This window comes from Candidatus Sericytochromatia bacterium, from assembly GCA_035285325.1.
Lineage (GTDB): Bacteria > Cyanobacteriota > Sericytochromatia > S15B-MN24 > JAQBPE01 > JAYKJB01.
The window spans coordinates 61,279-83,493 of record JAYKJB010000021.1; the positions used below are offsets into that span (position 1 = coordinate 61,279).

General features: G+C 63.8%; 22 protein-coding genes and 1 tRNA gene. 8 read left to right on the plus strand and 15 right to left on the minus strand.

Annotated elements, in window-relative coordinates; translation table 11 throughout:
• Position 1: 1 nt before the first annotated feature.
• A complete protein-coding gene (locus tag VKP62_03580; GenBank protein ID MEB3196264.1) occupies positions 2-622 on the minus strand; it encodes a hypothetical protein in 621 nt (206 codons plus the stop codon).
• Between the two features lie 79 nt (positions 623-701).
• On the opposite strand from VKP62_03580, the gene VKP62_03585 reads away from it, so the two are divergent.
• On the plus strand, positions 702-2,507 hold the full coding sequence (locus VKP62_03585) for an ABC transporter ATP-binding protein (GenBank protein MEB3196265.1): 1,806 nt from the start codon (positions 702-704) through the stop codon (positions 2,505-2,507).
• An 80-nt stretch (positions 2,508-2,587) separates the two neighbouring features.
• Positions 2,588-2,815, plus strand: coding sequence for a hypothetical protein (locus VKP62_03590; protein MEB3196266.1), 228 nt, complete (start codon positions 2,588-2,590; stop codon positions 2,813-2,815).
• On the opposite strand, the gene VKP62_03595 is transcribed toward VKP62_03590, so the two are convergent.
• On the minus strand, positions 2,799-3,176 hold the full coding sequence (locus VKP62_03595; GenBank protein MEB3196267.1) for a hypothetical protein: 378 nt from the start codon (positions 3,174-3,176) through the stop codon (positions 2,799-2,801). The two genes, VKP62_03590 and VKP62_03595, sit on opposite strands and share 17 nt — an antisense overlap.
• A complete protein-coding gene (locus VKP62_03600) occupies positions 3,163-4,293 on the minus strand; it encodes a tetratricopeptide repeat protein (protein ID MEB3196268.1) in 1,131 nt (376 codons plus the stop codon). Before VKP62_03600 ends, VKP62_03595 begins: the two co-directional genes overlap by 14 nt.
• Before the next feature lie 221 nt (positions 4,294-4,514).
• Between VKP62_03600 and VKP62_03605 the strand changes: the two genes are divergently transcribed.
• A complete protein-coding gene (locus tag VKP62_03605; GenBank protein MEB3196269.1) occupies positions 4,515-5,540 on the plus strand; it encodes a hypothetical protein in 1,026 nt (341 codons plus the stop codon).
• Between the two features lie 41 nt (positions 5,541-5,581).
• On the opposite strand, the gene tatC is transcribed toward VKP62_03605, so the two are convergent.
• The 5 genes from tatC to rapZ all read right to left on the minus strand — a co-directional run bounded on the left by tatC (position 5,582) and on the right by rapZ (position 10,300).
• A complete protein-coding gene (gene tatC / locus VKP62_03610) occupies positions 5,582-6,301 on the minus strand; it encodes a twin-arginine translocase subunit TatC (protein ID MEB3196270.1) in 720 nt (239 codons plus the stop codon).
• A 123-nt stretch (positions 6,302-6,424) separates the two neighbouring features.
• Entirely contained in the window at positions 6,425-6,997 is a 573-nt protein-coding gene (gene raiA / locus VKP62_03615) for a ribosome-associated translation inhibitor RaiA (protein ID MEB3196271.1), read from the minus strand.
• Between the two features lie 126 nt (positions 6,998-7,123).
• Entirely contained in the window at positions 7,124-8,065 is a 942-nt protein-coding gene (gene whiA / locus VKP62_03620; protein ID MEB3196272.1) for a DNA-binding protein WhiA, read from the minus strand.
• Between the two features lie 4 nt (positions 8,066-8,069).
• Positions 8,070-9,368, minus strand: a complete 1,299-nt coding sequence (locus VKP62_03625; GenBank protein MEB3196273.1) for a gluconeogenesis factor YvcK family protein — start codon at positions 9,366-9,368, stop codon at positions 8,070-8,072.
• Between the two features lie 8 nt (positions 9,369-9,376).
• A complete protein-coding gene (rapZ, locus tag VKP62_03630) occupies positions 9,377-10,300 on the minus strand; it encodes an RNase adapter RapZ (protein MEB3196274.1) in 924 nt (307 codons plus the stop codon).
• Positions 10,301-10,438: 138 nt separating this feature from the next.
• Between rapZ and VKP62_03635 the strand changes: the two genes are divergently transcribed.
• Positions 10,439-11,269, plus strand: coding sequence for an HAD family hydrolase (locus VKP62_03635; GenBank protein MEB3196275.1), 831 nt, complete (start codon positions 10,439-10,441; stop codon positions 11,267-11,269).
• A gap of 16 nt (positions 11,270-11,285) precedes the next feature.
• Here the strand turns inward: VKP62_03635 and VKP62_03640 are convergent, their stop codons facing one another.
• From VKP62_03640 to VKP62_03655, 4 genes are read right to left on the minus strand one after another with little or no spacing between them, the layout of a single operon-like run.
• Positions 11,286-11,969, minus strand: a complete 684-nt coding sequence (locus tag VKP62_03640; protein ID MEB3196276.1) for a DUF4412 domain-containing protein — start codon at positions 11,967-11,969, stop codon at positions 11,286-11,288.
• 39 nt (positions 11,970-12,008) lie between these two features.
• Entirely contained in the window at positions 12,009-13,796 is a 1,788-nt protein-coding gene (locus VKP62_03645) for a VWA domain-containing protein (GenBank protein ID MEB3196277.1), read from the minus strand.
• A complete protein-coding gene (locus tag VKP62_03650) occupies positions 13,793-14,806 on the minus strand; it encodes a VWA domain-containing protein (protein MEB3196278.1) in 1,014 nt (337 codons plus the stop codon). Before VKP62_03650 ends, VKP62_03645 begins: the two co-directional genes overlap by 4 nt.
• Entirely contained in the window at positions 14,803-15,345 is a 543-nt protein-coding gene (locus VKP62_03655; protein MEB3196279.1) for a hypothetical protein, read from the minus strand. The genes VKP62_03650 and VKP62_03655 overlap by 4 nt, the downstream gene beginning before the upstream one ends.
• A 229-nt stretch (positions 15,346-15,574) precedes the next feature.
• Here VKP62_03655 and VKP62_03660 point away from each other — a divergent pair, with 229 nt between their 5' ends.
• A complete protein-coding gene (locus VKP62_03660) occupies positions 15,575-15,988 on the plus strand; it encodes a hypothetical protein (protein MEB3196280.1) in 414 nt (137 codons plus the stop codon).
• A gap of 57 nt (positions 15,989-16,045) precedes the next feature.
• Positions 16,046-16,125, plus strand: a tRNA-Leu gene (locus VKP62_03665).
• 33 nt (positions 16,126-16,158) lie between these two features.
• Here the strand turns inward: VKP62_03665 and VKP62_03670 are convergent.
• Both VKP62_03670 and VKP62_03675 read right to left on the minus strand, forming a co-directional pair.
• On the minus strand, positions 16,159-18,354 hold the full coding sequence (locus VKP62_03670) for an AAA family ATPase (protein ID MEB3196281.1): 2,196 nt from the start codon (positions 18,352-18,354) through the stop codon (positions 16,159-16,161).
• A complete protein-coding gene (locus tag VKP62_03675) occupies positions 18,355-19,476 on the minus strand; it encodes a pyridoxal phosphate-dependent aminotransferase (protein MEB3196282.1) in 1,122 nt (373 codons plus the stop codon).
• Positions 19,477-19,601: 125 nt separating this feature from the next.
• Between VKP62_03675 and VKP62_03680 the strand changes: the two genes are divergently transcribed.
• Positions 19,602-19,973, plus strand: a complete 372-nt coding sequence (locus VKP62_03680) for a TraR/DksA family transcriptional regulator (GenBank protein MEB3196283.1) — start codon at positions 19,602-19,604, stop codon at positions 19,971-19,973.
• On the opposite strand, the gene VKP62_03685 is transcribed toward VKP62_03680, so the two are convergent.
• On the minus strand, positions 19,931-20,764 hold the full coding sequence (locus VKP62_03685; protein MEB3196284.1) for a class I SAM-dependent methyltransferase: 834 nt from the start codon (positions 20,762-20,764) through the stop codon (positions 19,931-19,933). The genes VKP62_03680 and VKP62_03685 overlap by 43 nt on opposite strands.
• A gap of 335 nt (positions 20,765-21,099) precedes the next feature.
• Between VKP62_03685 and VKP62_03690 the strand changes: the two genes are divergently transcribed.
• Complete coding sequence (locus tag VKP62_03690) at positions 21,100-22,161, plus strand: sigma-70 family RNA polymerase sigma factor (GenBank protein ID MEB3196285.1); 1,062 nt, start codon at positions 21,100-21,102, stop codon at positions 22,159-22,161.
• Positions 22,162-22,215 lie beyond the last annotated feature (54 nt).

The window sequence follows — 22,215 nt, forward strand, 5'->3', positions numbered from 1 at the left end:
ATCACTCCCATACCAGCGGCGGGAGAGAGGTGTCCTCTCCCTTCAGGCCAACCCCATCCCAAGCGTAATGTTCTCGCCGCAACGTGCCACGGGGTTTCTCAAACTGAAGGCGAAGCCCGCGCGTGGCCACAGGCTGCATCGTCAGCGCCAGCTGACGTCGCCGCAACACCACCTCAAATCCAGCTGTGGGAGCGGAGCGTCGAAACACCATGACGGTTTGCTTGCCAACCGGCCCGTGAGGCTGCCCACGCGCCACCAGTTCCTCCACGCCATCTCCGTCGAGATCGCGAACTTCCAGCGCGGTGAGCCTGCCAGGAACCGATCGACCGGCCTTGGAAACAAATTGCACACGTTCGAAGTCGTGGGCCGTGCGTCGGTACAGGACGATGCGGCTTTCATCGTCCCAGGCGCTGATGCTGCTCTGCTCCGGGGCGTGAATCGCGATCGCCCACTCACCGGTCTTGAGGCGCACAGCGGCGTGTGGGGTATGCCCCAATGCCAGCAAGCGCTGCCCGACGGCCGCACGCACGAACAGGACCAACGGATCAGGCTGAGGCGCAGGGGCGGCCGCCAGGCTGAGAGCAGCGAGGAGCAGCCAGACCACGGGGGGCAAACGCGACATGGCGGCATGTTACCCCATCCACGGGCAAGTTGCCGCTCCCATTTCCCAGGGTGACAGGCCCCCGTGTAGCATGCGGCGTATGCTTGCAACCGCCACCCCGGACCACCTGGAGGGCCACGCCGCGCCCCCCCCTCTCCCCTTGGCCACGCCCGCCGAAACCGTGCGACTCCTGGTGGGCTTGCTGCCTCAGCATGTCGCTGCATTGACCCTGGCGGCGCTGTTCGTCGTGCTCGGAACGCTCACGACCGCCGCCCTGGTGCCGCTGGCGAGGGCGGGTGCCACGGCGTTTGGCCAGCTGAGCTGGCAGAGTCTGAATGGACTGGTGGCGGGATTGATCGGCCTGTTCGCCTTGCGAAGCCTGTGCCAATTCGTTCAGAGCATCCTCGCCCACCACGTGGCACTGGCGGTCACGAGCGCGCTGCGCGAGCGGGTGACCGCTCACCTGCTGGAACTGGAGATGAGGGCCTTCCAGCGGATCCGCCCGTCGGATGTGACCACCCGCCTGACGGATGATCTGGAGCAGGTTCGGGACGCCCTGGCCGCCGTTCTCGCGGAGGTCATTCCCAGTGTGCTGGTGATTGCCTATGCCATCGGCACCGTCACCTGGATGAATTGGCGTCTCGCCCTCGCCTCCCTGCTAGGCGCTCCGCTTGTCAGTCTGGCCATCGCGCGCTTCGGCAGCCGCCTGCACCACCTCGCAGCGGCAGGGCAGGCGCGCCAGGCTGCCCTGGCCGTCGAGACCCAGGAGGCCCTACAACAGCTCCCCTTGATCCGGGTGTTCGGACACGAAGGCCAGCGGGTGCTGCGTCTGGCCAGCGCCAGCCAGGCCCATCGGCGAGCCCTCTGGCGAAAGGCCCTGGTCCTGGCCGCACAGTCTCCGACGATCGCCATTCTGCAAACCAGCGCCCTCGCGGCCGTGCTCTGGGTCGGCGGGAGGGAAATCCTTCACGGCCGGCTTGAGCCGGCCGACCTGCTGGCCTTCGCCGCGGCCATCGGCATCGCCGTGGACCCCACCTTGGCCCTGAGCCAAACCTGGAGCCGGGTGCAGATGGCACTGGCCAGCGCTCGCCGCGTGGCAGCGCTGCAGACGTGGGGGCCCACCATGGCCTGGCCTGAACATTCGGGGCCGACGCTCAACCTCGCGGGAGATCTGACATGCCATCACGTCAGTGTGACGGACAGCGCTCCTCGCCCGATTCTTCAGGACATCTCCCTGCGGGTGCGGCCAGGGGAATGTCTCGTCATCACGGGACCCTCCGGTGCTGGCAAAAGCACCCTGGCCGCCTTGCTGGTGCGCCTGTGTGACCCGAGCACGGGCGAGGTTCGTCTGGGTTCGCTGGCCCTGAGCGCGCACGCCCGCGAAGATCTGCGCCGGGCGATCGCCTACGTCCCTCAAGCGCCCACCTTGCTGGCCGGCAGCGTGGCGGAAAACCTTCGCCTGGGCAAGCCAGAAGCAGACCTGCCGAGTTTGCGGGCCGCCTGTCGCATCGCGCAGATCGACGACTTCATCGACACCCTTCCACATGGCTATGAAACCCGTGTCGGGGAGGGAGGCCTGCCCCTTTCAGGGGGACAAGTTCAGCGCCTCGCGCTGGCCCGTGCGCAGCTCGTTCAACCGCGAATCTGGGTGCTGGATGAGGCCACCTCTGCGCTGGACCCCCAGCTGACGACCCGCCTGCTCGACGCCCTGCTGGCTCAGCGGGACTGTATGTGGGTGTTGGTCTCGCATCAGCCAGAGGTCGTCTGGCGCGCCGATCAGGTCGCGGTGCTGGAGCAAGGCAAGCTGGTTCAACTGGGGCCCCCGAGAAACCTGGTGGATCAGCCAGGCCTGTTTTCCGAGCTCTACCGCCCATCTCAATTCAAGGATACACAAAGGATGAATTAAGAGATGGTTAATTCTTGTTCCTTGTGATACATTCAAGGGGTTGGGAAGTGGGTACCTCGCGCGGTTTTGGAGTCCGTGGCATGACGCTGCAATCCCCTTACAAACCTGGTGACCTCGTCAGATTGGTCTCTGAGCCCAGACAATCACAGCTCTCACGCTTGATCGGGCAACCCAGCATCGTGACCGGCGTCGATGATACCTACCAGCCGCCGCGCTTCATCGTGGCAGTATTTGACCCTGCCACGCGCGACCTGGAGAGGATTCGCTGCCGCCGGGAAGACCTAGAAGCCATCAAGGTCTCCCGTTGAGCCCTTCCTCCGGGCGACCTCCCGCCCGGGGAGACCTGGCCTCGGCTGGCAGAGGGCGTTTGAAAAAACACAGGGTGGTCCGGGCCTGTGGCTCATAGGTGACACTCACCAGTTCCCAGCCGAGCAGGCCCAGCAGGCGAAGGTCCTGGTCACTGTCACCGAAGACGACCACGCGATTGTAGTCGACCACCTTGTATTCCCAGCGCGTGACGCTGGGAACGAGCGGTGCGACGGAAGGAGGAGAGGGAGCTGCCTGGCCCTCCCCGGCCGAGGCGAGCCAGGCAGACAGGCCGATCATCAGCCCCAGGGTGAGACGATGGGTCGACGGCGCGTGGTCGCGCCTGTGGTCATTCTTCCTCATGGCGGCAACGCGCCAGGTTTTCCTGGTACACGGATTCATCCGGCTGCAGATCCACGGCCTGGCGAAGTTGTTCCAGCGCCAGCTGGCGGTCCCCATGCTCCAGATAGGCCATGCCCAAGTTGTTGTGAAACATGGCACGCTCCGGCACGCTGACCGTGGAGGAGTTGTCCGCCAGATACGACGCGAGCTTGAACAGCTGGATGGCCCGTTCGTAGTTGCCATCGTGGTTGTATAGCGAGGCAGCTTGACTGTAGAGACCAGCCAACAGGCTGTCGTAAATGTTTTCGGGGATGTTCCGCAGAGCCGTCTCGATGGTATCCAGCGCCTTTTTACGCTTGCCGGCCAGCTCGTATGCCTGGCTCAGGTTGGTCAGCAAGCGAATGTGACAGACCACATCCGAGCTCTCATAGGCCAACCCCTCTTCCATCACCTCCACGGCGGCGTCGTAGTCCTCGAACGCGATAAGGATGTTGCCCATCTCGTTACACAGCTCGGCCAGCAAATTGACCATCGCATACTTGTCACACAAGGCGGCGGCTACCTCGAGTTCGCGCAAGGCGCGCAGGAACAGGTAGCGATCGCGCATGGCCAGCCCCCGCTCCCAGTGCAGCGCAATCTCCGCCCGGTCCGATGCGAACTCGGCGGCGATCGCCTCTTCACTCTCGTCAGGCAGCGCCTCCATGTAGTTGTAGCGCCGTTCGTCGTTTTCGAGCACCTGCAAAAAGGCAGACAGGTCACCATTCTGGCTCCGCCACAGGGCGGCCAGGGGCTCCGGCATCCGCGCGAGCGAGTGGTGCTCGTTGAGCAGGAAAGCAAACTCTCCTTCGGAGAAAAAGGCATCCAGCAGGCCCACCACCTCGCCATTGTGGAAGAGGTAAAACCAGCGTCGTTCCAATGCCTGTTCGCCGCCCTCCAGGGTTTCCTCACCCGGCAGGGTGCCTTTCACCTCGACCAGGCTGAAGGGGTCGGGCAATTCCGCGGCAAAGGCGGCCGGGTCTCGCTCGCACGCTTCCCACAAATCTGCCAGGTCGTCAGGCAATACCGCGTCCAGGCCGGGATGCAGAGTCGCCACCACGCGGAGATCCCGCAGCAACAAAAAAGACGCTTCTTGCTTCACGCACCCTCGACTTCTGCCTGACCCCCATCATGATGCCCGATGCGGGCTTCGTTGCCAAGCCAGACGTGCCATTCCCCGGCCTGGCCGCCTCGATTAACGAAGGTTTCAACCAAACTTAGGTCGACCTTCACATGCGGGACGCAATTTCCCCGCCTCGCTGGCGATAGAAACCACAGGTGCGTCGGTCGCGCCCCGTGTGTCGAATGTGGAGGAAAACCCCCGTGCCTCGTTCCAAGCCTTGCTTCGTCCTGGTGGGGTTGTGTGTGGCGCTCAGCCTTTCGGCGTGTGGGCGGAAGCCCCCCGTCGCCACCGCGCCCATCACCCTGGCAGACGACACGAGGGTGGCGAGTGCCCCGGATAACCTCCAGGCCGCCCTGCCGAACGCGGTCCCCGGCGGAGAATTGGAGCTGCCCCCTGCAGACTTGGACGCCTCCTCCGGGAATCAGGTGGCCAGCAACGTCGTGGCCGCGGACGTGGCAAGCAACGCCATCGCCACTGACGTGCCCGGCATCGACCAGGTCGCTTCCGACACGGCCGCCAGTGCCGCTGAGGCCAAGCGCATTGCGGATGAAGCCGCCAAGGCCGAAGCTGTGAAGCGCGAAGCCGAGGCCAAGCGAAAGGCTGACGAGGAGGCCGCGGCGGCCGCCAAAAAGGCAGCGGAGGAGGCCGAGAAGCGCAAAGCCGAACAACAGGCAGCCATGACCCCCCGCTATAGCCGCGTCATTGGTGAAGGGGGGCTGTACGGGGCCCAGGCGCTCTGCATCTCCTCCGGCTCCATTTACGTGGTCGACAATGCGCGGACCGGTTTGCTGGGCCCCTTTGCCGCCATTCGGAAGTATGACCTCGCCACGGGCGAATACGCCAAGTTGAGCTTCGAAAACCTGGGCCTGCTGGGGGTGAAAAACTTGCCCGTCGGCATCAAGGCCGTCAAGGTGGAGAACACCAAGGTGATCACCACGGATGGCACGACCCAGTGGACCTTTGATGCGGGCGCCAACTTGCTGAAGTCAGAGCCGGGCTCCTTCGCGCCTCCTGCCAAGTTGACCTTGCCGGGCAAGACCGACAGCATCGTGATCAAGGACGGGGTGCTCCAACGGGTCGAGGCGGATGGGGACCTGGTGGTGACCTTCGGCCAGAAGGAAGTCAACAAAGCCACCGCGCTCGCATTGGACGAGGCTGGTAATCTCTATGTTTGCGATGCAGGCCCCAAAGCCCGTGTGGTGGTGTTCACCGCTCCCAAGGAGTGACGCGCGCGAGGTTCGAACCGCCGTGCGCGACCACGTGACCCTCATTTTCCGGTCAGGCGGATCAGCAAAAGGCTGAATTCAAACAGCCCGTAGAGGGCCACAGCGAGCGCCAGTTGACTGAAAATGTCCACCGATGGGGTCAGCAGGGCTGCCAAGACGAAGGCCGTGACAAAGGCCGAGCGACGCTGAGTGGCCAGGGAATAACTGGTTACAACCCCCAGCACCGAGGCAGCCAGCAGGAATAGCGGCAACTCGAACGCCAGGCCGGTGGCGAACAGCAGGCCCCCGGAGAATCCCAGATACTGCCCGATGGCCAGCATCGGCTTCACCTCTGGCGGCGCAAAGCCCACCAGGAACTGCAACCCGGTCGGCAACAGCAGGGCGTAGGCGAAGGCCATTCCCAGACTGAACAACGCAAAGGCACCGATCACCGTGGGGATGGCCAGGCGTCGCTCCGTTGGCAGCAAACCAGGCCCCACAAAGGCCAGTATTTGGTAGAGCAGAACCGGCAGCGCCAGATACAAGCCGCCCAGCAAGGACAGCTTCATCACGGCCATGAAGTACTCGCCAGGCCCCGTAAAGATCAGCACGACGTCCAGGGGTGGGAACCCCATGGGGCCCGTGGGCACGTGCAAGGGGCGCTCGAGGAAACGGACCACAGGGGCGTGGTTGACGAACACCGCCACGGCCATGACCAGCACCGCCAACAGCGCCTTGAAGATACGCCAGCGCATCTCCTCCAAATGGTCGAATACGCTCATCTCGGGCCCCTCGTCCCCGGTCGGCAAGGGCGAGGGCGCCAAAAGGGAGGGCTTCTCCTCGGAGGAGAAGCCCTGGCCGGCCTGATGCATTTCCGTGTTCAATACCCGGCGCTCCCGAAGTCTTCAGGTGGTCACCGCGTCGATCATCCCGTAGTGACCATCTCGGCGATGGTACACGATGGAGACCTTGCCGTGGTCCGGATGCTGGAACACGAAGAAGTCGTGACCGAGCATTTCCATCTCGAGAACAGCCTCTTCGGGTTGCATCGGCTTGATTTGAAAGGTCTTGTTCCGGACGATCTGGGGGCTCTCGCTCTCAGATTCGAAGTCCTCCGGCGACACCACCGTGACCGGCTCCAGTTCGAGCACGCCCGCGCTGGTGCGCGTCCGCTCGATCTTGCCCCCGTGCGTTTTCTTGAATCGCGAAATCTGGCGTTCCAGCTTGTCCGTGACCAGATCGATGGCCGCGTACATGTTGTCCTTGGCCTCTTCCGCTCGGATCACACCGCCTCGCAGGTGCAGCGTCACTTGGACAATCTGGTTGTTGGCGACGCGCTTGTTCTTGATCACATTCAGTTCGACCTGGGCATCGATGATCCCATCGAAATACTTCCCGACGCGACTGACCTTCTGCTGCGCATACTCGCGCAAAGACTCGGTCACGTCCAAGTTTTTGCCCTTGATAACCAGATCCATCGCGACACCTCTTCCACAATCAAGTAGCGGGGAGATTCGAACGAGCGAACACACCCCTCGGGCGCTCTCATTATATCCCCGCCGCGGGCGAATGCAACGGGGACGAGCGTCCTTGCTGATGGCGGTTCACTCCGGATCGCCCCCGTCGGCGAGTTGGGGCCCTCCTGCCGTCTGATAAAGCTTGTGAAGCTGCTTCAGGCGATGATTGACCGCCGACTTGCTGAGCGGCGGGGTGAAGCGATCGCCCAATTCGATCAAGCTCGCGTAGGGGGCATCAAGCCTGGCCTGAGCGACCAGCTGGCAGTCTTCGGGCAGGCTGTCGAGCAGACGATGCGCCTTCAGCCAGGCAATCTCAGCCACCTGACGCTGGGAGGAAGTCAGCGTTCGGTTGAGATTGGCCGTCTCGCAGTTCACGACGCGCTGAACGCTGTTGACCAGATCCTTGCCAACCCGGACCTCCTCCCAGCGCATCAGGGCCTGATGCGCCCCCAGCGCCGTCAGGAATGCCGCGATGCCGTTTCCATCCTTGACGTAGACGGTCCAGACTTCCGAATGGGGAGCCCTCTGATAGACCTTGGAGGCCACCTCCTCACGCGCCAGCAGGTCCTGAATCCAGAGGGCCACGTCCTCCGTGGTGTTGAACTCCAGGTGGTAAGCCTTGGTCGGCGCCACCAGCGACCCCCCCGCCATGAAGGCGCCTCGTAGAAAAGAGCGCCGACAGCAGGTTTTGCGGGCGATCGCGTCGCACAATTGCTCGACCGTCAGGGTGGCAGGCAACATGCCGTGAGCGCCGATCGGGATGGCCACGCGGTAGCTGGAGGGTCGCTTGCCCTGCTCGCGGCGCGCCTCGACCACGGGGCGGGTCGCGTACAAGGATTTGCCGATACGAAACAGGTGGCGGGCGATCGCGGCGTTGTCCAGATTGAAGATGAAATGGGGCTGGCCGCCCAAAGAGGCCGCTTCCGAGCCGGAAACCACCGCAAACGCGAGCAAGTGGGCCTGCTGGCAGCAGGTCTTTTCCAGCGGCATCTGGGTCAACTGATTGCGCACATCTCGCGAGAACGACACGTTCTCAGGCTCCGCGGGGTGCCGGGGAGACAGCCCCCGGAAGGCGCTGGTCCTGCTTTCGTTCCGCCGGCCGGAGCGATTCCCACCACGTCATCACCGCAGAGGCCAGCAGATCCGGGTGATGACGCACCGCATCGGCCTCGTCAAGCAATGCCCCGCGCACCGGCGTCACCCCCAACGCTTTCAGCGCTTCCCAATCCAGCACGACCGGGTACTGCCCTTGCGCCTCATAGCGTTCCCGCAAGCGACGTGGCAGGTCGTCATTGACCAGCACGTGCTGCACCAGCCCCTCTCCCCCGTATCGCGACAGCACTCGGAGGTGGTCCGCGGCCGTGAATCCATCCGTTTCCCCGGGCTGGGTCATCACATTGCAGATGTAAATCTTAGGGGCCCGACTGGCCTGGATGGCCGCTCGAATTTCAGGCACCAGCAGGTTCGGGACCAAGCTGGTATAGAGAGAACCAGGCCCTATCACGATCGCATCCGCTTCCTCGATCGCGCGAATGGCCGCCGGCACGGCCCGAGGCGCCGCAGGAACGGACCACATGTCAGTCAATTTCTTCCGCCAGGCGGTGATGTTCGACTCGCCCTCCACCACGGTCCCATCCTCAAAACGCGCGTACAGAGTCATCGACTCGGCGGTGGCAGGCACCACCGTTCCCCGCACGGCCAGAATCTGGCAGGCCGCCTCGATGGCCCGCAGCGGGTCCCCCGAAACGCCGATCACGGCCGCCAGGAACAAATTGCCGAACGCGTGTCCCCCCAGACCTCGTTCGCCCGGAAAGCGAAAGTTGAACAGGTCTGTCAGCAAGCGTTCCTCGCCAGCCAGGGCCGACAAGCAGTTGCGAATGTCACCCGGTGGCAAAACCCCCAGTTCCTGTCTCAAGCGGCCACTGCTGCCCCCGTCATCCGCCACGGTCACGATCGCCGTGATGTTGTCGGAATACCCCTTCAGGCCACGCAGCAAGGTGGCCAGCCCCGTTCCGCCGCCGATCGCGACGAGGCGCGGGCCACGCTTGCGGGTGCGGTTGGCATACACCGCATCGACGAGTTGGGCCCCAGGCTTCAAGACATCCACCGTGAGGGCAATCAAGCGTTGCAAGGCCAAGATCAGCGCCCCGACGCCCACGAGCAGCAACAACAGGGCCCAGTGCGTCAGCCCAGGACCGGGGCGCAGCCAGTCGTAGACGGCGCAGGCCACCGCCAGGTTGATGGCGATCACGCCAGCAATCAGCAAGGACAACCATCTCTTGACCCGCATCCCAGGCAGCGCCCAGGTGCGAATCTCCCTCCAAGTCGCCACGGCAGGGCCTACTGCGGGCGAGGAGGCGCGTCGCTCCCGTCTTTGGGGCGGACCGCATAGTATTCAGGTTGGCGATTCACATCCCGATGATTTTCGACCACCCGATACCCATCCCCACGCAGGTGATGGACCAGATGCTGGGTGATGGCGACGCTGCGATGGCGGCCCCCGGTACAACCGATGCCGAGCGAGAGGTGAGTCTTTCCCTCCGTGAGGTAATGGGGAAGTAGGAAGTCCAGCAGTTCCACAAACCGCCCCAGAAACTCCTTGGTGACGGGATGCTCCAGCACAAACTGCTGAACCGGGGCATCCAACCCGGTGAAGGGCCTGAGTTCGTCGTCATAGTGGGGGTTGGGCAGGAAGCGAACGTCAAAGACGAGGTCGGCATCAAGCGGCGGGCCGAACTTGTAGCCGAAGCTTTGCACCGTGATTTGCATGCTCGAGGCGCGTTGCTCTTCCTGAATAAACAGGGAGAGCAACTTGTCCTTCAACTGCCGTGGCGAGAGCTCCGTGGTATCGATGATCGCCTGCGCCTCGGCGCGAATGGCCGTGAGGCGTTCGCGCTCACGCCGGATGCTCCCGAGCAACGAGGTCTCCTCGCCCAGCATGGGATGGCGTCGGCGGGTTTCACTGAAGCGCTTGACCAGCGCCTCTTCCGCTGCCTCCAGGAAGATGACCCGCACCTGGTAGCCCGCTTCGAAGGCCGTGCGGAGATTGGCCGCCACGGAGTCGAAAAAGACACCGCCCCGCGTATCCATCACCACAGCCACCTGTCCGAAGCGTGGCAAGGTCAATTCCACAAACTGGGGCAACAGGGGCGGAATCAGATTGTCGACGCAAAAGTAGCCCAGATCCTCAAAACATCGCAGCGCACGGGTTTTCCCAGCGCCCGACAGGCCCGTGATGATCAGGATCTGCTGTGAAGGGTCCACGCCAGCTACCCCGTTTCCCCAACACCCGTTGGCATCGACGACCACCGCGATGCGAGGCGGGCCCCCCCGAGTCCTATGATATCTTGAGGCTGTTCGAGCGACAAGAATGGCGCAGGATGCGCCGGCGGAGACTTTGAATTGCACTATCGTTTGATCGCCACCGACCTGGACGGCACCTTGTTCGCCCATCAACCAGACGTTCCTGAACGTACCCGGGGGGCGCTCGCGCGGTGGGTGGCCAGTGGGCGCTCGCTCGTGATCGCGACGGGACGGATGTACCACTCCACCAAACGGGTGGCGGAACAACTGGGCGTCGAGACCCCGTTGATCTGCTACCAGGGCGCCATGATTCGGTGTCCGCTGACGGAGCGCACCCTGTGGCACCAAACCGTGGCGCCACAGCCGGCACGGGAATTGATTGACGACCTTGAATCTCAGGGGCTCACCGTGCTTGCCTTTCGGCAGGACCAGGTTCACACCCGCGTGCTGGACGAGGCCACGCGGGCTTACACCTCGCTCTCACGTACCGAAGCCCGGGTCATCCCAGGCTGGGACTGGTTTCTGCAGGAGGGCTCCCCCACCAAGCTGGTGGCGATCGGAGAACCCGCCCGGGTCAGTCGCGAGTTGGGCCGGCTGCGTCCGGCCTGGGCTGGCCTGCTTCACATCGTGCAGTCGCAACCCAATTTTCTCGAAGTCGTGCATCCCGAAGCCAACAAAGGGGCTGCCTTGCGCCATCTGTGTCAGCACATGGACATCGCGATGGAGGCGGTCATCGCGATCGGGGACGGCCAGAACGACCTCGAGATGGTCCAGGAGGCGGGGCTGGGCGTGGCGATGGGCAACGCCCATCCCGACCTGTCCAGGGTGGCCGACTGCCAGATCGGCCACGTGGCCGATCAAGGCATCGTCGCCTTCATCGAGGGGCTGCTGGCAGATCCGGGCAGGGCCTCAAGGCTGCCACCCGCTTGAACGAGGCAGCCTGCGCTCAGCGCTTGGGCTGCGGGTGAGCGTCGTCCAGCCCCTTCATCATCTCAGTGAGGTCGACCGTCTCGTAGCCACCGGGCACATTGAAAGCCGAGGCAGGCAAGTTCGAAGATGGCGTGAATTGTTTGACCGTCCAGGCAAACATCGGCTTGGACTTCTCCAGGTAGACGAACTTGAAGGGGATGGCCAGCCGCTCGGAGACCCAGATTCGCACGTGTCCGCTCTTGTCGTGCTGTTCGCGGATGGTGCAAGGTTCCCCGGCAATGGTTTCGGAGCCGATGGCTCGACTGCGCGCCTTGAAGGTGGTGGAAAAATCCCGCAACCGGAACTGACTCAGTTGCTGCAAGGAGCGGTTTTCCGCCATCTCATCGAGGGAGGCCATCTCCATCTTCATGGCCTGCTTGTCGGCGGGATTCAGCAAGATCACCGTGCGCCCTCCCTCGCTGGCGAGCACGACGTTGAACGGGGCCACGCCCTCCGCACTCACCGGGGCGGCCATCTCCAGGCGGATCCGGCCGCCCTGGTAGTACAGCGTGTTGGCCACCGGCTTGCTAGCGGCGCGTGCCTGATCCCAGGTCTGGGCCTCGCCAATGGCCTTGAACGCCGTGGGAATCGCCCAGGCGGGCAAGCTGGAGACAGCCACGCAGGCTGCCGAAAGAAACGTCGTCACCAGCCACTTCAACATCGGTTCAGTCCTCCTCGAACGCGCAACATGAAACACCTATCACCAATCCCGCTCCAAGTCGAACCCGCTCAGCGCACGCTCGATCAAGCGCCCCGGGTCCGGAAGTTCGCCAGCCCGACTGGGGGCGCGATTCCCACTCTCTTCCGCCAGGCGACGACGCTCGTCCTGTTCCAACGCCTTGAGCGTCGAGTCGACTTCAGCCTGAGTGGGCAACTGGGAAAGCTCCGGGGGATGATAAGGCGGGTTGACGCCCACGGCCCCAGCGGCGCCTGCGGCGGCGCGCCCGCCGGACGGAGAGGGTGAAGGCGACGCGGGAGGGGGCGACGCCTGTTTCAGGCGCTGTCGCGCCAAGGCCAGATTCTGACGCGCCTCGGCATCTTCGGGCCAGTGTTGGAGCGCGGCCTCGTAATCGGCGATCGCCTGCTCGTACCCCGTACGTCCGGAGCCTCGTTCAGCCTGCCGAAAATGAACATTGCCGAGATTGTAGCGAAGGGTGCCCCGCTGATGGCCCGCGGCCGTCGACAAGGCAGCCTGGAACTCCTTTTCGGCGTGGTCCAGATCGCCCTGCTGGTAGCGCAACCAGCCCAGATTGGCGTGCAAGGGGGCCGAGCCAGGGTCCTGACGCAAGGCCGAGCGCAGCAGAGCTTCACTGCGTATCACATCCGAGGCGCGTTGGGCCTCGATGGCCTGCTGATTGAGGTACCAGGATGGCAGCCAGGCCCAGCCCCCCACCAGCACCGGAACCATGAGGCCCGGCCCGATGGCCGACGCACGATCAAGCGCCAGGCGCAGCGCGCTGGAAAAAGAAGGATGCTTGACGCGACGTCGGTAGAGTTCGAGCAACGCCTCTAACAAGAGGAACAGCGTGCCCAGCGCCAGCAGCCACTGAAAGGGCTCCAAGACCTCGGCGGGGGCGAACCTCACGGAAGGGGAGGGAGGCGCCTCCCCCGCACCGGCCCCCAGAAAGCGTCTGACGTCATCGACCGCCGTCGCCTCCGCCAGATCCACAGAGACGCCACGGGTGATCTCGGCCAGATTGGCCAGCAGGGCCGGTGCGGCCCGGCTGGTGATGGTCTCCCCCCGGTACTGAACGAACCCTGGATTGCCCCACATGTCAGGTTCGGTCGGGACCGGCCCCCCTTCCTCCGTGCCACAGACAGCCGTCAGGAGCACCGCGTGCTGGTCTCGAGCGAGCCGGGCGGCCTGTTCGATGTCACCGGACAACACCTCGCCATCACTGCAGAGAAGCACGTGCCGCGGCCCGGGACGAAACAGCGGCAGGGCCGCGCGAATACCGGCCTCCAGGTCCGTCCCCTTGCCGGGGCCCTCCCCTGGCCTGGCCCGCTGCAGCAACGTCTTGACCGCCTCCAGATCAGAGGTCAAGGGACAGACGACATCCGCGTCACCGGCCATCAAGACCACCCCACAGCGCCAGCCGGACAGGGTAGGCAGCAGCGTTTCCAGGAAACGACGCATCGCATCCGCCCTGGCCACCCCGAGGACGTCCATCACGCCCATGCTGCGGCTGACGTCCAGCACCAGCACCAGCTGGCCGTCCGTGCGGGCTTCGCCGGTCGCACGCGCCGTGCCCCAACGCGGCTCACTCAAGGCCAAGACGCAGCAGGTCAGAGCGGTCAGCAGCAGAAGGCTCTGCTGAAATTGCCGCCCCGCGCGCGGCCATTCCCCAGCGGCCCGACGTGCAGCCCCCGCTTTGAATTGTTCGAGCGCCACGGCGGCGCGCTGACGGTCGACCCAGGCGCGCATCAGCAGAACGGGCAGACACAGGAGCAAGAGCAGCAGAACCGGCGCAGCCAGATGGAACGTCACGCGCCTACCTCCAAGACCCGCATGCGTCCGGTGGAGGTCCAGAAGCGCAGCAATACCAGGGCCAGGGCCAACCAGACCAGGCCCTGGAAATGGTCTTCCAGGCGTCGCCGCCGTTGTCGTTGCACCTCGGAACGCTCCAGGCGATTGATCTCGTCATACACCGCTCGCAGCGCCCTGGTGTCCGTGGCTCGGAAGTAACGGCCCCCGGTAATGGCCGCGATCCGCTTCAAGCTGACTTCGTTGATCTGGGGGAGAATCAAGCGCCCCTCACTGTCGCGCAGGTAGATCTTCTCGCCGAACGCATTGGGCATCGGAATTGGGGCCCCACCAGGCTTGCCCACGGCAATCGTATGGATGCGAATGCCCTTGACCCTCGCCATCCCGGCCGCACGAATCGGGTCCAGGTATCCCGAATTGTTCTCGCCGTCCGTGAACAGGACGATCACACGCCCCCGCGAGTTGGCCTCTTTCAGGCGATACAAGCAATTGCCGATGGCATCGCCGATGGCCGTTCCGTCCTGTCGAATGGTCTGAAAATCAACGCGGGCCAGCGCCTCCCGCACCATCGCATGATCCAGGGTCAGAGGCGCCACGGTGAGGGAGCGGCCAGCAAAAACCACCAGGCCCATCCGGTGGTCCGTCGACTTGCCAATAAACTCCCCGATGACCTGTTTGGCCGCCACCAATCGATTCTCCGGCTGAAAGTCCTCTGCCCGCATCGAGCCGGACAGGTCGAGCGCCAACATCACGTCCACCGCCATTTGCCGCTCGTCGATCCAGGTGGTGCCCCATTGTGGGCGGGCGATCGCCGCGATCAGCAGGAACAGCGCGGCCAAACGCAGCGTCCAGGCCATCGGATCTGCCAGACGCCCTCGCCAACCCCGGTGCATCAGAAAGCGCAGGGAGGAAAATGACGTCGAATGCGCGCGGGGCAGGACACGCCAGGCCAGCACCAGCAATACGGGCAGCGCAGCCAACGCGGCGAGCACGGTGGGAGTCCCCCAGGTCAAGCGGGCCTCCTCTCGTCCGCCTTGGCCCCGCCAGCGGCAAGGGGCACGTCCAGCGAACGAAGCCAGCCGTCGCCCGTCAGCTCAAGAAAGCGCTCCGCCTGCCCGAGCGTGTGCAGCCCTTCCGGCACGAGGGCCTCAGAAGGAGAAAAACGAGCGGTGTCCGTGTTCACCAGAATCTGAGCGAGCAGCGGCCGCGCCCCCTCGGGCGCAGTGGTTTGCCCCCAATGGTGCAAAAGCTCCGGGCTGGTCAAAGCCTGAGCGGGCAACTTCCATTGCTGATGAAGATGAGCGCGGAGGATGTCCGAGAGGTTCTGGTGGAGACCTTCAGCGGAGATTTCACCGGCCTTCGCGGCGCGCCGCAACCCCGCCAAGGCATCGGACGTTCGCTGGAAAACGGGGCCGACAGAGTCATGTGGCAGGCTTCGCCCGGCGAGCCACCGACGGCGACGCCACCAGAACACGCTCAGCATCGCCAGCCCGAGCATCAAGCAGACAGCAGGCCAGGCCCACGAAGGCCCCATGAGCAGCATTGGCTTCAATCCGTGAATGTCTTCCACCGTGGTTCAGCCCTGGCTAACGACCCGCACACGGGGATTTGCTGGATCTTGGTACTGTTTCACGCATCATCCAGATCAGCCCGCTGCAAAGGAGGATGAAGCCAGGCATTTCGGCCCGTTGAGTACAGAAACTATGATCATGATCACATGTGCCTTCGCGCGCGGGGTCGTAACATAATGACATGCTTTGCGCGTACAAGGAGGCTTCACCATGAACCACGACCCCGTGAGTGCTCGCCAGTCGGCGGGACAGGGCAATTTTGACACCCTGCGTACCGCCCTCACCGCCGATTCGGCCACCCCTGAAATTGTGGCCATTTTTCAGCAAATCAAGAATCTGCGCGAGAGCGACCGCAGCCTTCGGTCCATTCGGCGGAATCTCGACCTCGATAATGTGCCGACCCTCGAGCCTCTGGACGAGCCGCTGATCGACGAGGCAGACATCGTTCAACCGGGTGACCTGGCTGGCTTGCTGGATGCCTTCATCTCGTTGAAACGGGAGCACGAGGACCTGCGTGCGCGCTTCACTCAGATGAGCGAAACGGCCCACGCGTTGGAATCCAAGCTGACGCAGCTGAACCAGTTGTTGAACATCGACGCCCAGAACGGGCAGAACACCCTTTAAAGCCTTGGTCGCGCCACAGTTGCCCTCCTGGGGCAACTGTGGCACAATGCCCTTAGCGCTCAGGTGGCGGAATTGGCAGACGCGCACGTTTGAGGGGCGTGTGGGAAACCGTATGGGTTCAAGTCCCATCCTGAGCACTGTTGGCCTCCTGTTATCAGGGGGCCTTTTTTTTATGTGGACGGCCCACCCCCGAGCTGTCCCAGATGCCAGCGCAGGCCGGTCCGCCGAGCCGGGGAGGGCTGGGCCACGGCTCGCTCGATGGCCGCAGAAGATCCCACCACCACCACCACCCTGCGTGCCCGCGTGAAGGCCGTGTAAAGGACCTCGCGCTGCAACAGTGGGCCGTGACAGAGGGAGAGCGCCACGACCACCGCTGGGTATTCACTGCCCTGGCTCTTGTGAACCGTGATGGCCCACGCCGGTTCCAGAAACTGGCGCAGCCGGAAGGGATAAGCCACGCAGCGTTCCCCGAAGCGAATCCAGGCCATTTTCTGCGGCGGATCAATGCTCTCCACCACGCCCACATCCCCATTGAAAACCCCCAATTCGAGATCGTTGGCACACTGCATCACCCGGTTGCCCACCACGAAGATCGGATCCGAATCAGCTCCCACATCGAGATGAAGGTGCCGCTGCAAATCGACATTGAGGGTGCGGGCCCCCAGCGGCCCCTGCAGCGCGGGGGTCAGGACCTGTATTTCCGTTCTGGGATCGAGCCCTAAGCGTGAGGGAAGGCTCTTCGTCGCGACATTCACCAGCCGCGAGCGGACCGCCTCATCGCCCTCAGCCTCGACGAAATAGGCTTCACCTCCCGACCCCGTGCCCGGTATCTGCAGCGCGGGTGAAACGCCCTGTCGGATCGCGTGAGCGCAGCGAACCAGTTCCAGGCTGCCCGAGACGCGAAACACGGTTTCCAGGGTCACCCGTGCGACGCGGGGGTCTTGCATCAGGTCCCGAAAGACCTGTCCTGGTCCCACCGACGGCAGTTGGTCCGTGTCCCCGATCAGGACCAGGTGTGCGAGTGGGGGCAACGCCTCCAGCAGGTGGCGAGCGAGCTCCAGGTCCATCATGGTGGCTTCATCCACGATCACCACGTCAGCCGGCAGCACACCCGCATCCGTCCGGTGCAGGCCGCTTCCCGCTGGTTGGAGGCCCAGCAAACGGTGCAAGGTCATCGCGGGTCGATGCGCGAGTTCGGCCAGGCGCTGTGCAGCCCGACCGGTCGGGGCAGCCAGCAGCACCACCTGTTCCAGGGCCTCCAAGACCGCCAACAGAAACCTCACGGTGGTCGACTTGCCCGTGCCAGGACCACCGCTCAATAGAAAGAGGCGATGCTGCAGCGCTCCTTGCACGGCCTCGTGCTGGCGCGGCGACGGAGGGGGGACCTGGGCGTGAGCCACCCGGGTCACGATCTCCCGCCATTCGGGATGAAGTTCGACGGGCCTCTTCAGCAAGGCCGAGACACGTTTCGCGAGCATCTCTTCGTCCCGCCAGGCAGGCAACTCTGCGATCGAGATCGTCGCGGTGGCCTGGTCGTGGTACCGAACGAATCGCTCCGCCGCCAGAGCGGCCTGCAAACTCGCCTCCACGCGCGCCCGTGCTACGCCGCTCAGCGCTTGCACGGTGCCCACGAGTTCCTCTTCATCGCAAGCCGTATGCCCATTTCCCGCCGCCTCACGCAGCGTCTTCAGCAGCCAAGCCTGTAGTCGCGCAGGCGCCTCAGCCGGCAGGCCCAGGGAACTGGCGAGTCGCTCAGCCTCTGCGAACGAGCAGGAGGAGTCCAGTTCGAGGAGAGCGAAAGGGTCTTCCCGCAGGGCCGACAGCGCCACTTCACCGTGTCGCTCATCCCACTTCACCGCTTGCCAGCGACTGAGACCCGAGGCTTCCAAAGCCGTCAACCGCTCGCTTCGCTTCCTCAAAGCCGCCCAGGCCTGTTGCAGCAGGCCCACCCGATGGGAACTCAAACCTGGAATGCCGTGCAAGCGTTGCGGGGCGTCATCCAGGATGGCGAATACGCTGGCCCCGAAAGCCGCGACCAGAGTCTCTGCGGCACGGGGACCAATCCCAGGCAGCACCCCGGAAGCCAGGAACCGAATGATCGCCGCCGATTCTGTCGGCAACTCCGCGTCCACCCGTTTGGCATAAAACTGACGCCCATGGCGCGGATGTTCCCCCCAGCGCCCCAGGGCCTTGATCCTCAGCCCCGCGTGCAGTTCATGCCCTCGTTCGGTGACCAGGGTCCAACAATCCCCCTCGGACTCCACGGAGGCCACGGTGTAGCCGCTATCGGGATGGCGATAACGAATGGCGAGCAGGTGGCCCCCGGTCTCGACCTGGCGTGTTCCGCCTGATTCTTGACGTGCCACCTAGGGCGCTCCAGTTCGGGACCACGCCGACAGGCGAGCGTCCAGGTAATCAAGTCCCCCCTTGAGCACTGTGGCATCCCGTTGACCGATTCCGACTCGCAACACGCCGGGCATGCCGATCGTGCCGCCGGGGATGACGAGCACGCGGTCATCGCGATAGCAGGCTTCGGCAAACGTCTGGTCATCGAACGGCAGGGCGGCGTGGATTCCGAGCAGACACACCCCTGCGTGGGGCGAAAGCCCCCCCCTGAGGTCGGGACGTTCCGCCAGCCAGGCCTCCACCATCGCGCGATTGCGGGCCAGGATCGCCTGGTTGGCAGCCATCAGCCGATCCTTGTGAGGCCAGATGTGCCGAACCCAGGCCGTCGCCGTATTGCTGAGGGCCAGGCCATTGTGTTCCCGCCAGAGGACGGCGTCCGCCAGCACGCTGGAATCACCAGCCAACCAGCCCACCCGCGCGCCCGGCAGGCCCCAAGCCTTGGAAACCGAATTGGTCACCAGCAACCGCGCCGGCCCCAATCGCCGCAAGGTGGAGCCGGGAGAGGGAGCCAGTCCTCGATACACCTCATCCAGCAGCAAATGGCCTCTGGTGGTCCCGCGAACAGCCTCCACCACGCGCGCAAGGTCCGACGGTTCCAGACAGTGCCCGGTCGGGTTGTGCGGCGAGTTGAGAACCACCAACCGCACGCTGCTGTCCACCCCATCCAGCAGGGTGTCGACCTCCCAGGATGAATGGCCGTCTGAGGGCCTCCAGAGATGGACCTGGGCCCCCCAGGCCTGCGCGAGGGCCCGCAACTGCGGATAGATGGGCCACTGCATGATCACCCGATCCCCTGGCGACAGCAGCGCGGCGAGGGCCAAAAAGTTCCCCTCCGAGGCACCTTGCGTGAGTAACACGCCATCCTCCGCCGGCAAGCCCTCGTCTTCGGCAATCAAGGCACGCAGTGAATCACAGCCTTGTGGCGTGTCATACCCCCAATCCAAATCGAACTCCAGCGGCCCCACCATCTCCTGCAACGCGACATGGGGCCAGGCCTCAACGGCTGCGCCGCCGAGCATGTGCCGGTAGGGACCAGGCCGCAGGGTGAACCAACGCTCGAGTGGGGAGGCGCCAACATGCATCGCGGACAAGCTTCATCGGGCATCCGGCGGATGTCAAGTCGTGCCTCCAGCGGATACGATGCGCCACATAGCGGCGGTCACTTGAGCCCGGATGACCGGGCCCAGGGAGGGGTGGAGGAGAGGCGATGACAGCTTTCGACAAGCATCGGCAGGAGCTGGAGCGGACCCGCGCACGCCTGAACGAGCACATTCTCGCCCATCGCAGCAGCATCAAATCGCACGGCTCACACAGTGTCCAGGATGCCTACTCCAATTCAGGCGACAGTGAATGGGTGGACGACGCCTCCGATACCTACGCGATGGCGCTCGACGTCTCCATGCTCGAACGTTACAAGCACCGCTTGCAACTGGTGGAGAGCGCCTTGCGGCGAATGGCTGAGAACCATTACGGGCAATGCATTCGATGCCAGGAGGGCATTGGTCGGGAGCGCCTCACGGCCATTCCCGAAACCCCTTACTGTCGGGATTGTGAAGCGGAAGTGGAAGTCGACGCCTGAACCGCCCTGACCAGATAAGCCGCCCGGTCCGTCGTGCCATCTACCGGATCAAAACGCAGGGCCGCATGGGCGGCAAGCACTTCGAAGCCCGCTCTCGCCAATGCGTGTCTCACTTGTTCGTCCGTGTAACCGCGGGCCAGGTGGCGCACCGAGATGCGCTGCCAGGTCGCGTCGTTCGAATCTTCGCGCCAGAAATAGGTCGCATCCATCGTGGCCAGACGTCTGTCGGGGCACCAGTGGGATTGCCAGAACCGCGCATACGATTCCCCCACGTGAGCATCGCGCGAGTTGCCCCAGACGCTTTCGTACGCCAACGGGGTGTTGAGATCGAACAGCAAGTGTCCCCCCACTCGGAGCACCCGACGCATTTCACAGAGTGCCGACTGGAATGCTTCCGGATCCGTCAGGTGGTTGAGGCTGTCATAAAAACAGCAGGCCAGATCAAAGCCCTCGGGAGCCCCCAGTTCCGCCCGTTCCGGCAACCGGGTCAGGTCCGCTTGCTGCCAGCAAACACGCGTATTCCAGCGTTCCGCCCGCATCCGGGCACGGGCCAGCATGGCGGCCGAGCCATCCACCCCTGTCACCTCGAAGCGACGACGCGCGAGGGCCACGGCCACCGCCCCCGTGCCGCAGGCCAGATCTAGCACCCGACCAGGCCGGATCCGATGCAGCGCCAGCAATTCCAGCCCGTAGCCCAGCATCTTGAGACTGAAACGTGACTGGCCACTCATGTCATAGACCGCCGCCAGTGCTTCATAGGGCCTCGATCCGGCCGGGCATTTAATTTGCATTTAACACTCGCCCCTCAGTTGGGCCGGGCCGCAGGCAGCCGCATACCATGACGCATGAAGCAGGAAAAAATCAAGTACGGACGCAAGTGCGTGCCGTGCGGCGGGTATATAGAAAACAGGGCTTTTGTTAAAACTATGTAAAACGAATTTAAAATTTCGCCCCTGAGCGTGCCTGCCGTCGATAACCGGTCACTTCGAGCCCGCCGATGCTAAATTCCGGCCAAAATCGAGCCAATTTGGGGTTAGGTGCCCCTTGGCGGTCCCACTTACAATAGGAAAGTCAAGAAGATTAGCCGCTGCCCGTGTAGGCGGGTGGAAATTCCAGGAGGTTTCAATTGCCGAATCTCATCTCCGACGAACTCGCTCTCGATGGTAGCACCGGGTCTGGTTTCGAAGAAGCCGGCCTCTTGCCTGAAACGGACCTGCTCTCCGGACGGCCGAGCATCGAAGAATCCGAACCCGAAGCGTCCGTGGTCGAGGACCTCGCCGAGGAAACGACGGAAGAAACGGATGAACTGCGAGTCAATGTGGCCCCCACCCCGGGCCCGGCCGTCGAACAATCGGACGATTCGATCCGGATGTATCTGCAGGAAATCGGCAAGCGTCGCCTCATCACGCACGCCGAAGAACTGGAACTCGCTCGGCTGATCTCGCGCGGCGGGGCCGAAGGCGAAAAGGCCAAGCATAAGTTGGTGTCGGCCAACCTTCGGTTGGTCGTGTCCATCGCTCGGAAACATCTGGGTCGCGGGCTTTCCTTCCTGGACTTGATCCAGGAGGGGAACATGGGACTGATGCGAGCGGCCGAGAAGTACGACTACCGCAAGGGTTACAAGTTCTCCACCTATGCCACCTGGTGGATCCGTCAGGCCATCACCCGGGCCATCGCGGACCAGGGCCGGACCATTCGGGTCCCCGTCCACATGGTGGAGACCATCAGCCGCGTGAAGAAGACCATTCGCCTGATGAGCCAGAAGCTGGGTCGTCAACCCAATGAAACGGAAGTAGCGGAAGAGCTGCAGATCACGGTCGAAAAGCTGCGCGAGATCACCAAGGCTGACCAGGAGCCCGTCTCGCTGGAAACGCCCATCGGTAAGGAAGAAGATTCCCGTCTGGGGGACATCATCCGAGACCAGCACACGGCGAGCCCGCCGGCCACCGCCCTGCAACGCATGCTCTGCGAAGACGTCAACAATCTGCTGGAAACCCACCTCACCGAGCGCGAACGCTACGTCGTTCGACGTCGCTTCGGGTTGGACGGCGGCCAACAGCGCACGCTGGAAGGCATCGGACACGACATGGGCGTGACCCGTGAGCGGGTTCGTCAGATCGAGGCCAAGGCGCTCAATAAGCTCCGCATGTCGCTCCAAAAAGAGCAACTGCGCGGCTACCTCAGTTGAATCAGCCAGTCAATCCTGTCATGGAAGAGACCGCCAGGGCGAACGCTCTGGCGG